The 13942-nt window shown below is 36.9% G+C and carries 6 protein-coding genes; all 6 read left to right on the top strand.

Annotated elements, in window-relative coordinates; translation table 11 throughout:
* Positions 1 to 7 precede the first annotated feature (7 nt).
* The 6 genes from JK139_RS04145 to JK139_RS04120 all read left to right on the top strand — a co-directional run bounded on the left by JK139_RS04145 (position 8) and on the right by JK139_RS04120 (position 13830).
* Positions 8 to 2407 carry a hypothetical protein gene (locus JK139_RS04145; RefSeq protein WP_143439516.1) on the top strand — a complete coding sequence of 800 codons (2400 nt, stop codon included), beginning with the start codon at positions 8 to 10 and terminating at the stop codon, positions 2405 to 2407.
* On the top strand, positions 2400 to 6056 hold the full coding sequence (locus JK139_RS04140) for a helicase-related protein (RefSeq protein WP_074420697.1): 3657 nt from the start codon (positions 2400 to 2402) through the stop codon (positions 6054 to 6056). Before JK139_RS04145 ends, JK139_RS04140 begins: the two co-directional genes overlap by 8 nt.
* A 2-nt stretch (positions 6057 to 6058) precedes the next feature.
* Entirely contained in the window at positions 6059 to 8107 is a 2049-nt protein-coding gene (gene drmB / locus JK139_RS04135) for a DUF1998 domain-containing protein (RefSeq protein WP_081298712.1), read from the top strand.
* Positions 8108 to 8764: 657 nt separating this feature from the next.
* Positions 8765 to 10339: a type I restriction-modification system subunit M gene (locus JK139_RS04130; RefSeq protein WP_074419434.1), complete on the top strand. Its 1575-nt coding sequence runs from the start codon at positions 8765 to 8767 to the stop codon at positions 10337 to 10339.
* A gap of 25 nt (positions 10340 to 10364) precedes the next feature.
* Positions 10365 to 11456: a restriction endonuclease subunit S gene (locus JK139_RS04125; protein WP_218330644.1), complete on the top strand. Its 1092-nt coding sequence runs from the start codon at positions 10365 to 10367 to the stop codon at positions 11454 to 11456.
* A gap of 4 nt (positions 11457 to 11460) precedes the next feature.
* Positions 11461 to 13830, top strand: a complete 2370-nt coding sequence (locus JK139_RS04120) for an AAA family ATPase (protein WP_218330643.1) — start codon at positions 11461 to 11463, stop codon at positions 13828 to 13830.
* Positions 13831 to 13942: the final 112 nt, after the last annotated feature.

Below are 13942 nucleotides of genomic sequence, written 5' to 3'. Positions count from 1 at the left end.
GCTACCAGTGCTACAAGCTCCAGAAAAATATCTCAATTCCGTACTCTCCAAATTTGAGACAGAAAAGGATATTTCCAGTTTGCATTTAAACTTTATAAACAACTGCAACAAAAACTTGCACTTCATCATAGACGAAAAAATGCTAAACCTTGAATTCATCCTTACCACATTATGCATTAAATTATGCGATACAAACAAAATTTTTGATTTTAAGCCTGGTCAAAGATTAGCACTCCTTAAAAATATCAAGTTAACATATAGTAAGTCTGCTCTTAAAGCTTTTCTTAGCCCTTACACAATTAGAAAAATTCATCCACAAATTGAACTCGATTCTCAACGTAAAGTTGAAAATCTAAATAAATACATACCAATTTCAAATTACAAAATTGAAAGGGCGGGAAATTTATTGAACAGAATTTCCTCATTTCAGAACATCTTTAAAGCCTGTAACCAAAGCGATTTCTACAACAATGAAAAATTATTGATAATTGGGAACCGTAATTTATTTCTTACAATCCCGAAGGAATATCCAGCTTGTTTCGTTTCTGAAAACGAAAATGGAAATACAGAGATTGAATACAACTCTCCAATTTTGCCTAAGATTGCAGTTTTAAAAAACATAAATCTTCTTGACAACTACCAACAACAAGAAATAAACGGAGAGCAAGTGACTTTCAGTACTTGCATTTTTGTTGGTAGTTCCAAGTTTGAGAACTCTATCAACATCATTCGCAACTATTACAATCAAAGACGATTTACTAAGGTCATTTTCATCGGTGAGAAAGATATCAAGATTGATTTAGGCAACAACCAGATTCCATTGAGATGGAAATGGACAATTCCCGAAATAAATTTCTTCAAAGGCGAAAGGAACATTCAGCACAGACCGATTGTAATTCACAACAACGAACTTGAAAAAGCCATCACAGAATTTTATCAGGCAATCAGAGAAATTGAAACCAAGCACACTGTCGGACTGAAATCAATTTATCGTTTCATAAGAAGATTGTATTACGACTGGAATCTGAAACAAGAAACAACATTTGCAAAACTCCAACTAATCCAACAAGAGTTTGATGTTGCATTGAAACAACTTCTGATTGAAACATTAGGAAACATTTTTCCTGACTTTGATTTTGACGAATATCAAAAACCTATTTCAGCAAAGTTTGCTGAAATCATCAAGGCAATCAGAAGCAACAACAAAACTGAAAAACTGAAATCGTATCAAACGCAAATTCATCAACTTGTTTTGCCTTCGTTTTTGTGCAACGCCAACAAAGCAGAGTTAAATGAGATTGCAAGGCAATCTCATCATCATGTCGGAGTGAAATCACTTCAAGACATTACCCAGTTGCAAAGTGCAGCATCACATCATTCAAGCAATCCGAACAGAACTTTTTATTCGCTGACTGCAAACGGAACGAAAACAGAAATTCTTTCTTATTCAAAGAGTGATGATTCAAATGAGGAACATCACAAAGTGATTTCTTCAATTTATGGGTGCGGAAAAGTTGATAGGCTGATTGAACGATTAGGCAAAGCCAAATCGGAATACAAACTTCTCCTTTACAGCATTGAAGAAAGGGCATTGAAGCACCACATTGAAACTTACATTTCAGATTTAAACAAGGAATACATTTCGCAAGACCGTTTTCAGATTAGCGGAGTTGAGTTCAGCGACAACTATTATCAGTTCTCAAGCTACGATGAGTTGATTGAAGCACTTGCTTCAACAAGACACGACCACCGAGAAACCGACAATTACCGAATCACTTTTAATGACAGCAGCAAAATGAAACTGCCGTCAACAAAAACAGTTCTGAAAATTCAAGGCAATGAAAAGTATCTTGTGTTAGTAGAAGATTTGAATATTGGCGACAAAGTTTTGATTTATGCAAACCCCGACAAAAAACTTTTGAGGGACATTATGGAGTTGAAGAATCCTGAACTGATGAAAAAGGCAGACGAGTATTCACTTCTTTGGCGGACTTGTTTGAATGATGTTTATCAAAACAACATAATGGCTGAACCGCTTTATCTGCAGTTAGTGAGAAATCATTTTTCTGTAAGCGAATACACTTTCAGAAAATATCTTGATGGTGAAGTAATGTTCCCAAGAAGTTTTTCTGACTTAATCATTATTGCCAAAACAATTAACGACCCACGGCTTTCATTTGACTTTTTGAAAAACACAATGAAACCAAAGATTGAAGAATACAGAGGGAAAGAAATTGAATACGGCTTCAAGTTCAGCAGTAGCATAAATCACTTCATTACTACAGGTGAAGCAGACGAATTTATTTCCGAGTGGCTGACAACAGCAGAGATTGAAAATATCGTTTCGCAAATACCAATGAAAACTATCAAAGACATTGAATTAATTACAACAAATAACGATGACTAATTACAGAGATTCATTCTATACAGAAATACAAAAAGGTTTAGTCGGAACTGGTTCTGACATTTTTGGAGTTCCCGACAGCGAAGAACTGATTTCTGATTATCCTTTGAACAGATACTATTCAGGAATTTTATTTCCGCAAAAGGATTTTCCAACTTCAACGGGCAATCCACTTTCAGAAGAAGATATTGAGAGCAGCAACAACCAATCAGAAACAGACGAGAATGATTATGACAATGCAGAAGAAAGGCAAGAGACAGGTGATGCCGAAGAAAAGGAAGAAGGCAACGAAGAAGACAATTCTCAAACTTCTGATACACAAGATTACCAGTTAATTCAAAACGCTTTCTTCCCTACCCACATAGGTTTTACCTTTTGCATTGAGCCGAAAAAATTTATCGGAGTGAATTTTTCATTTGGCATTTACGACCAGTTGGAACCACCTCAACCCGAAATAAAAATTGCCATTTCCAAAGAAGGTTTTGAAAGTTTCTTTGATGCTGAAATTGAAACACAACTTTCATTCAAAGACATTCTCACATACAACGATGGCTTCATGCAACTTTCAAGAAAGTTGAACGGCAGCCGAGGCGGTAGAGAAAAAAGAAGCGGAGAATATTTGGACTTTGACAAATTCAGGAACTACAAAAACATTGGAACCAAAGAAGTTTACAAGCACATTCATATTCTTGAAAAACTTTTGGGTAGAATTTGGAAACGAGAAGCGATTGAAATTCTCAACAAAGAAATTCCAGTTGCAAATACAAAAGAGCCGGTTGAAATATTTCACAAGGAATACGGCAGTCAAGTCCTTTCAGTTTGCTACATGGTTAAGACCTACGAATACAAAGGCAACAACTATGTGAAAATTCTTTTGCTGAATAATTCAAGCCACCCTTCAAATAAATACAGCAACTCAAATGAGAACTTGAATCGTAAGTGTTTGTTTCAAACGAATGTTTCAGTAGAAAACATTTCTCTCAAACCTTACAAGTCGCAATCAGAGTTGCATCCGTTTGACGAGGAGCAAAACGAAATCAATTTCATTTACCGAGACATCAAGAGTTACGGAGTTGGACACAACTGTTCAGTTCAATGGAATGATTCACCAACGCCAACAGTAATTCAAACTGCTTTCATGCCTGAAAGAATTGTTTATGGAATGAAGAATGATTTTTCCAAAGAAGATTTTCCGAATGACTTTGATGCTTTGAATAAATGTTTAGAAGTAAAACAGCTTTCACATTTCAATGACGACAAACAAGGAATCATAAAGAGTTTAAAACTTTTTGTTTCGCTTTACGAGAAATGGATTGCAACACAACAAACGAGTGCAAACAATTTTCAGGGAGAAGAAAAAAAGATTGCAAACAACCTTGTCAGCCGACAAGAAGCAAATCACAAACGGCTAATCCGAGGAATTGAAATTTTAGAAAAAGACGATAGCGAAAAAGCATTTCATTGTTTTCAGTTGGCGAACACTGCGATGTTTATTCAGATGATAATTAGCAACGACAGACGATTTGGAAATAAGGAACGCCACTTGACTGATGAAGTTGAAAAAGCAGAATACAGTTCGCTAAAGTTTTTTGAAGATTACAACGACTGGACTTTTATCAATCCCGACAAACCAGAGCCACCACGATACAGACCGTTTCAGTTGGCTTTTATGCTTTTGTGCATTGAAGGAATCATTGATGAAAATTCAGACGACAGAAACAAGATTGTTGATTTGATTTGGTTCCCAACAGGAGGCGGAAAGACAGAAGCATATTTGACGGCAACAGCGTTTACAATTCTTTGGAGACGATTGAGCAACAATGCAGAAACTTCAAAGGGAACAAGTATTCTGATGCGTTACACTTTGCGTTTGCTCACATCACAACAATTTGAAAGAGCATCACGATTAATTTTAGCATTGGAGTTTTTGAGAAGAAATTTTGAAAGTGAGTTGCACAAGGAAAAAATTTCAATCGGGCTTTGGGTTGGAGAAGGTGCATCACCAAACAGAACTGATGATGCAAACAAAATTGTGGAAGATGCCACAGGGAATTTTGAAAAGGCAGACCAGTACACAAGCCGATTGCAACTTACGGCTTGTCCCTGGTGCGGAACAAAGTTGGTTTCAAAAACCGCAACTGGTTGGACACACGGTTACGATTGTCAGGCAGGCACACAGGGATATTTTTATTTCAAGTGTGTGAATAACAAGTGTGCATTTCATGCAAGCAGATTGCCTATACAGGTAGTTGATGAAATGCTTTACAAGCAACCGCCAACTCTTTTGTTCGCCACGGTTGACAAGTTTGCAATTCTTGCTTCACAAAAAGAAGGCGAGACACATAAGTTTTTTAATTCGTTTTCAGATTCACTTCCACCTGACTTGATAATTCAAGACGAGTTGCACTTGATTAGTGGACCATTGGGTTCAATTGTTGGAATCTTTGAAAGTGTGATTGATTATTTGTGTAGCAAGGGAAATCGCAAACCGAAAATTATTTCTTCAACTGCAACAACACGAAACACTTCACATCAAATTAGCGACTTGTATGCAGGAAAACAAGTAAACATTTTTCCACCATCAGGAATTTCTTACAGCGACAGTTTCTTTGCGAAGGAAACAATCAGCAAGAGAAAATATGTTGGTTTTTTGCCAACAGGAAAAACGGGAATCAATACACAACTTTGGGTTCTTCCCTACTTGCTTTTCACACGAATAAAACTTTTCAATGAGAATGAATTGAAAGCGTTCAATCTTTATTGGACAATTGTTTCTTACTACAACTCATTGAAAGATGTAGGGAAGATTTACAACAAGACCAATGATGAAATTCAAATCAACACCAATGTTTTATTCTACCGACACTTCGGAAATAATTCTGCACTTCGTTATTTGATAAGAGACCTTGATAGTCGTTCACTTGAGCTTACAAGCCGAATTGAAAGCAACAACATCAAAGCGACTTTGAAAAGGTTGGAAGATGAATTCGCAACTGAAACTTCGGAGAAAGGAAATGAATATGTGAAAGATGGTTTGGATTTAGTTCTTGCATCAAACATGATTTCAGTTGGTATTGATGTGAGCAGATTGAATGTAATGTTGGTAAACGGAATGCCCAGAAACATAGCGGAATACATACAGGCGAGCAGTCGTGTAGGAAGAAAGCATGACGGAATTGTTTTCTCTTTGTTCAATCCAAATCAGGCAAGAGATAAATCCTACTTTGAAAATTTCAATTCGTTTCATCAGGCATATTACAAATTTGTTGAGCCGTTAAGTGTTACTCCTTTTACTGAAAATACAATTCGCAAAATGCTGACAACAATGTTTGTTGCCTTTATGCGAAACAGTGTTTCGGGCTTGACAAAAAATTCCGAAGCAAAACACTTTGAACCTGAAATGGCAGATGCTTTTAAAACTTACATCACAGGTAGATTCGGCAACAGCGATTACTTAAACACTTTGCTTGATGACTTAATTAAGAGTTGGGCAGCGAAGAAAAAGCGAATCAACAATCTGACTTACGCAACGCTTTTGAAAAAGACATCTACCGATGTGAACCCCTTTGAAGAAATTTGGCTGACTATGAATTCACTTCGTGATATCGACACAGAAACTTATTACCGCATAAACGATTTACAGACAAATTAACTATGGCAAATATTTTTAAGAAGGGAAAATCACAGCGAACAGTGAAACGCTTCATACATACACAGACACGAAAGGCAGTTACTGCTACATCAGGAGTTCAGGCAATAATTGAAAGTCCAGTTGGTGCTTACAAAGTGATGGACATAAATCAGTGGTGGTTTTTTAATGCAAACAATCAAAGCAATTATTTACTGACAGATGATGATGGCAATTACATTTTTGAAATCAAAGAACCTCGTTTACTGAATCGTTTAAGGGGCACAGGAATTTTTCAAAACCTTCAAAGAATAATTCAAGTTCCGCCAAATGCACAGAACGAGGACAACCGTTTAATGCCAGCGAAGGAAAATCAGATTGGAAGAGCAGAATATTTTCCGACATGGTTTTTTTGTGAGACATGCGAAAGGTTTAAAACAATTGGTGAATGGTGGAATGGTTGGCAAGATGTTTTAAAAAACGATGAGGGAATAAATGACCCTGACAGAATCAGAGATAGATTTGTTTACGATACAAAACTTTCAGGCAGACCGAATTGCTATTGTTGTTACAAAGACAATTTGCTTACAGGGACTCCGAAAAGAAAATATCACAAGTTGGAGCAAGTCCGTTTTGTTTTCGTTTCGCCTGACGGAGAGATTAGAGATATTGACTGGACGAAATGGATTACAGCTCAAAGAATAGGAGCCAATAACACCGATGAAGAATCAGAAGGACTTGAAAGCGGCAGATACCTTTTAGGACAAGATACTTGCTGTGATAATGTTTCACTTCAATACATTCGTTCAACAAAACTTTCTGACTTAGCAGGTATCACAATTCAATGTGAGAGTTGCAACCGAAAGAAAACACTTGCAGGTTTCTTCAATCTTCGCAGAAGAAAGGGAACCATTACAGACAGTCAGCAAAAAACTTATACAGTTTTTTTCAAACCGTTAATCAGAACGAGCAACAGTATTTATTATCCAATCGTAATGAACAGTTTGTTCATCCCACAACCTGAAATAAAACTTACTCACGACCAGAAAGCCACAATTAGATTACTGAGCACAACAGGAAACTCACCCGAACAAATTGCAGCAGTTACCAAGATTGCATTGAAAGACATTCAGCAGGTTTTAGGCGAAGGAGTTTATTTAACTGAAACTGAGTTTCGCAAAAACGAATATCACTATCTGCTGAATGAATATCAGTATTTGTTGAAAACTGGAAACTTCACATCAGATGAAAAGGATTTGATTCTTGAAGACATTCCTTTGAACGATACTCTAAAGAATTTTGGCTTTGAGAAAATCATAAAAATCAAACGGCTAAAATTGACATCTGTTCAAACTGGCTACACAAGGTTAAGCCCTATGGACAGAGATACTTTTTCTAATAGCAGAGACAAGTTTATTCGCTTTGACAACAAAGACATTCCGTTGAAAGCAAAGTTCACAGTCAACAAACCAAACGAGACGGAGTATTTAACAGGAGTAGAAAATTTCGGAGAAGGAATTTTTATCAAGTGGAACGATGAAAGAATGAAATCTTTTGTGGATGACTTGATGAAGAATGAAAAAGCTAAATCTGAAATTCTCACTCTTTATCAGCGAATGAATCAAAACGAAATGATAAGCAAGGATAAGTTCACGAATACAATTCACTTGGCAAAGTTTCTTCTCATTCACAGCTTCTCTCACTTAATCATTAAGGAGTTGGAATTTCTTTGCGGCTATCCTTCTTCTTCTGTATCGGAAAGAATTTATTGCGACAGCGATGCAATGAACGGACTTTTGATTTACACCATTGCAGGAAGTGAAGGAAGTTTTGGCGGACTGATTAAGCAAGCCGACAGCGAAAACTTTCCCAAGATTCTTTCTTCAGCCTTATTGAGAGCCAGAGATTGCAGCAGCGACCCGATTTGCTATGAAAGCGATGGACAAGGAGTTGGAGGACTTAATTACGCAGCTTGTTATTCGTGTTTGCTGATAAGCGAAACTTCATGCGAAGAATTCAATTCGTTTCTTGACAGGAGAATTTTGATTGACAAAAACTATGGGTTCTTCAAGTAGCCAGTACACCAAGTCAGGCACATTTGCAAGGCACACAAAGCCGACACACAAAAGCCAACCTTGCAAAAGAGTCTGCCTTGTTCCCACGCTTCTGGGACACACCCTACTTCGGTGGACACAGTCTTTCAATTCAAGTCATCAAGACGAAGGGCGAACATACAACATGGGTATTGCCAAAATGCAGGCTGACGGAAACCGTGTTTCAACTGTTGTAATTCTGTTGGGCTGCATATCCAGCTTGACCTTATCTATTTAGCTATGTGCATATCATCATCTTTTTTATCTTTACGCAGCAGCGGTCAGCCGGGGCGGACGGAATAAAAGACGACACAGCAACGACCAAGCAGACGACAATAAACATAAATTGAAACGCTAATTTTGACAGGTGACCAACATACAGACCATATTTCAAACGGACAGCAACTGAGCCGACACTCATTGCCTACCCTTCTGTATTTTTTATTTTCCCCACCGCACATTTTTTTAATTCAATTTTATTGCCACCGCACAAATGGCACATTTGGTTTTGCCCGACACAAAAGCCAACGCTTCGCAAAACCAAAAGAGCCATTTTTTTGCCAACGCACTTATGACGACAATGCAACGATAAAACTTAACTTAGCAGACATTAAAAATTTTAAATATTGACACCATAAAATGGCGAAACAGAAGAAAGAAACAAAAGAAAAACCAATTGAACTGACCCTTTGGGAAGCAGCTAACAAGCTGCGTGGTGGTGTGGATGCTGCCGAATATAAACACGTTGTTTTAGGGCTAATTTTCTTAAAGTTTGCCAGCGACAAATTTGAGGAACACAGAGAAAAACTGATTGCCGAAGGCAAAGAGAAGTATCTGGAAATGGAAGCCTTTTATGCGAAGGACAATGTGTTTTTCTTAGAAGAAGATTCACGGTGGAGCACCATCATCAAAAAGAAAAATCAAGCCGGTGCAGGTTTACCGCTTTTGATTGACACCGCCTTGCACCTCATTGAAAAAGACAACAAGGCTTTGAAAGGTGCATTGCCCGACAATTACTATTCTCGTTTGGGCTTGGACACCTCCAAACTTTCTTCACTTATTGACGAAATCAACAAGGTAAATACACTCAAAGACAAAGAGCAGGATATTATCGGACGGGTGTATGAATATTTCCTTGGCAAGTTTGCCATTGCCGAAGGCAAGGGGAAAGGAGAATTCTACACGCCAAAGACCATCGTAAAACTGATTGCCGAAATGATAGAACCCTACAAGGGAATTATCTATGACCCTGCTTGTGGTAGTGGTGGAATGTTTGTGCAAAGTATCAAGTTTATTGAGAGCCACCACGGAAATAAAAAAGAAGTTTCCATTTACGGACAGGAGTCTTCGCCTACCACGTTTAAACTGGCAAAGATGAATCTTGCCATTCGGGGAATTTCGGCAAACCTTGGTGAGAAACACGCTGACACATTTCTGAATGACCAACACAAAGACCTGAAAGCCGATTTTATAATGGCGAATCCACCCTTTAACCAAAAAGACTGGCGGGCAGAAAATGAATTGTTAGACGACCCACGTTGGAGAGGTTTTGATGTGCCACCCAAAAGCAACGCCAACTATGGCTGGATTTTGAATATGGTGAGCAAGCTCAGCGAAAACGGAGTGGCTGGTTTCATATTGGCGAATGGTGCATTGAGTGGAAATGGTGAAGAATATAAAATCCGCAGAAAGCTGATTGAAAATAATTTGGTGGAAGCCATTGTGATTATTCCACGAGATACGTTTTACACCACCGACATCAGCGTTACGCTTTGGATTATCAATAAAAACAAGAAAGCCCGAAGCGTAGAAGTAAACGGCAAAATGAAAAACTACCGAGACCGTGAGCAGGAAATCTTATTTATGGATTTGAGGCGTTGGGGTGTGGAGTTTGAAAAGCAGTTTATTGAACTGACGGATGATGAAATAGCAAGAGTTGCCGAGAATTACCACAACTGGCAACAAACCGACTGGCAAAATACCTATAAAAACGTTCCTGAATTTTGCTACTCAGCCAACTTTGAGCAGATTAAAGCCAACGACTTTTCTTTGGTGCCGAGCAAATACATTGAGTTTGTTGACCGTGACAGCGGCATTGACTTCAACACCGAAATGAAACGCATCCAAAAGGATTTTGCAGTACTGCTGAAAGAAGAAAAAGCATCACAGGAGCAATTGATAAACGCTTTTAAGGTATTGGGATATGAGCTTTAAAAGAATTGGCAATTATATACGGCTTGTGAATAATCGAAACAAGGATTTGATTACAACAAATCTTATGGGCATAAACATTTACAAGAATTTTATGCCTTCAGTTGCCAATGCATCAGGACTTGATTTGTCTAAATACAAACTTATACAAAAAGGTCAGTTTGCCACAAACTTAATGCACGTTAATAGAGATGAAATTTTACCAGTTGCATTGTTTGTTAATGAAGAACCTGCAATTGTTTCACCTGCATACATCACATTTGAAGTAATTGACAAAAACAAATTGTTACCCGAATATTTGATGATGCAATTTCAACGTCCTGAATTTGACAGAAGGGCTTGGACTTATTGCGATTCGAGTGTCAGAGGTGGTTTAGATTGGGAACGCCTTTGCGATATTGAAATCCCCATTCCCGACATTGACGAACAACGCAAGTATGTGGCATTGTATCAAGGTTTGCTCAACAACCAAAAAACCTACGAAAACAGCTTGGCAGATTTGCAGTTGATATGCGACACCTACATTGAAAACCTGATAAAAACCGAAGCACCGAAAACGCTAGGAGAATATATTCAGCAGTCGGATGAAAGGAATACGGATTTGCAAGTAACTTTTCTGCAAGGTGTATCAACAAATAAAGTTTTGATTGAAACCAAAGCAAATACCAATGGACTTAGCTTTCACAATTACAAAGTAGTTCGGACAGGCGAATTTGTATATGTAGCAGACACTTCAAGACGTGGAGACAAAATTGCCCTAGCAATGAATACTAGTGAACCTTGCATCGTTTCTGCAATTTATACGGTGTTCAGGGTAACAAAAACAACTGAACTACTTCCTGAATATCTGTATTTGTGGTTTACACGTCCTGAATTTGACCGATACGCAAGATTTCATTCTTGGGGCAGTGCAAGAGAAACCTTTGATTGGGCTGATATGTGCAATGTAAAATTGCCTATTCCCGACATCAAAGTGCAGGAAGCCATCGTAACCATTTACCACACACTGGAAACTCGCAAACGAATCAATGAGCAATTGAAAAATACCATCAAACCGCTTTGCCCTGTGTTGATGCGGGGTGTGGTGGAGAGGATGGAAAAGCAAACCATTGAAAATTAGCCGTATGATAAAGAGAATAATAAGTATAAACAATGTTGGCAGTTTCAGAGAATTTGATAATGGTGGCTCAATTCAATTTGAGAAACTCACTTTTATATACGGGCTTAACACAAGAGGTAAATCAACTTTAACAGACATACTCACTTCACTCAAAGATAATGACCCGTCATTTATAACAACACGAAAATCAATACCTAATGTTCCTTCAAATCAAGGTGTTCGAATATCAGTCAGGCCACATCAATCAACTAATGAAGTGCCATGTATTTTTTCAAATACTTCATGGACACAGGTACATTCAAATGATTACCTACATATTTTTGGTTCAGACTTTATTCACAAAAATTTATTTACAGGACTTTCCATTGAACGACAGAATAAAGAAAATTTCACAAGATTTATTCTTGGACAACAAGGAGTTCAACTTGCAACCCAAATCGCAGAAGATAAAAGAGTATTAAGACAGAAAAAAAGCAACCTTCCAAATTTGCTTCCATTGTATTTAAGAGGAAAGCAAGAACAAGAGTATGCACCATTTTTGACTACAGACCCAAACTCGATAAATATCGAAGATAAAAGGCAACAATTATCTCAATTAGAACAAAGATTAAGGCAAGAACAGCAGAGACTTCAGAGACCTACAGAAATATTATCAATTGAAGATTTTTCCCAGTTTATTGTTCCCACAAATAATATCCAAGATTTAACTAACCAAACAAATGTTCTATTAGAGAGTGAGTTTAACGAGATTAGTTCTGCTGCAATTGCGAAACTTCAAGAGCATATTGAAAATAATTTTGAAATAACTGAAAACGCCACGCAATGGATTAAAGAGGGTTTAGACACTCGAAAAAATGATTCTAATAATTGCTCATTCTGTGGTCAATCTTTAGAAAACGCCACTGATTTACTTAATGCTTACCACTCATATTTTAATGAAGCATACCGAGAGTATATTTCCGATATTGAAAATAAAGTTGAAAACTTAAGAAGACAGTGGGGAGCACTTAACTACAATTCATTAAATTTGGTCATAGCAAAGCAGGCTTTATTGTTACAATATACTCAGTTAATAAATACAGAGGATTTCACTGCATTAGTTACTCGTTTAAATGAGTTAATAGATTCAGCAAACGAAACAGGTCTTAATGACCTTACAAGTCACTATTCTCAACAGGTAATTCAAGCTTTTAACATCAAAGAAAGAAAACCACATGAACCTGTTCAATCAATTGATTTTACTGGCTTATTAGAAAGTCATGTTAGCTACCAAAGTAATTTATCAGCGATTGCGGAAACCATTGAAAGTATAAGAGAGGCAATTCAATTATTTAAAGAGCCATATCGTGACTTATCCCAGATAAGAACAAAAATTTCTGAACTTCAAACAGAAATTGAGATTAAAAAAAGAGCAATTGCAAGAGTTGAGCAAAATGATGCTTGTGTTTCTTATCAAGCGGAGCAACGAGAAATCACTGTTATTGAGACAAGAATAATTGCTAATGAACAGGCTTTATCTGCCAATCAGAATCAATATCTTGACAGATTCTATACTCGAATTGATTTTCACTTTAAGCAGTTCGGTAGTGAAAACTTTACCCTTGAAAGGGGTACTGACAATAGAGGTCATCAACCAGTATATTTTCTAAAAGTAAAATTCAAGAATGTAGAAATTAATGACTCTAATATTACCAAGGTATTTAGTGAGTCAGATAAGCGTGCCTTGGCACTTTCATTATTTTGGGCAAGATTGGATTTTCTTTCACCAGATGAAAAACAAAGAGCAATAATCGTATTGGATGACCCAGTTACAAGCTTTGATGATAATCGCATTTTAAAATCCATTAATAGAATCAAAGAAACCCTGCGCAGTGTAAGTCAAATTGTTGTACTAACTCATTATTCACACTTTATCAGAAATTTTCTTGAAAGGGCAATGAATGATGATTTCCCTATTTCTTTTATAGAGATTGCTCAAAACGATTCGACAAGTTTTTTAAGAAGAATTGAAAGTAAAACCTTCACCGAAACGACCTATGAAAGAGTTGTTTCAAAAATATATCGATTTATAAATAGGGAAAGTGAAGAAGATATAAGGACATATCTAAGGACTTTTTTGGAAAGCCAATATTTCCCACATTTTTATATAGGAAAATTGATAGAGTTTGAGCAAAATGGAATTACCTGTTCAAACCTTAGCGATAAGATAGATCAAATATTTTCAGATAAAGATGTAGTAAGAGCAAAATTTCATGAATTCCGAACTACATTAAATGGTGATAATCACATTTTCACAAGTAGCAATGAAGAAGACATCAGGAGTTTTGCAAGAGAAATGATGGATTATTTATATAATTTTTCCCATGACGTTTAGACAATGAAATTCACAGAAGAAAAATTAGAAAAGGCAAATACAATGGTTAATGATAAATGGTTAATGGTTAAAGAAATCAAACATTTATCATTAATAATTAACCATAAACAAT

Source organism: Hydrotalea lipotrueae (assembly GCF_019249625.1).
Lineage (GTDB): Bacteria > Bacteroidota > Bacteroidia > Chitinophagales > Chitinophagaceae > Hydrotalea > Hydrotalea flava.
Note: the sequence above shows the minus strand (reverse complement) of the source record. Positions and strands in the feature narration are given on the sequence as shown.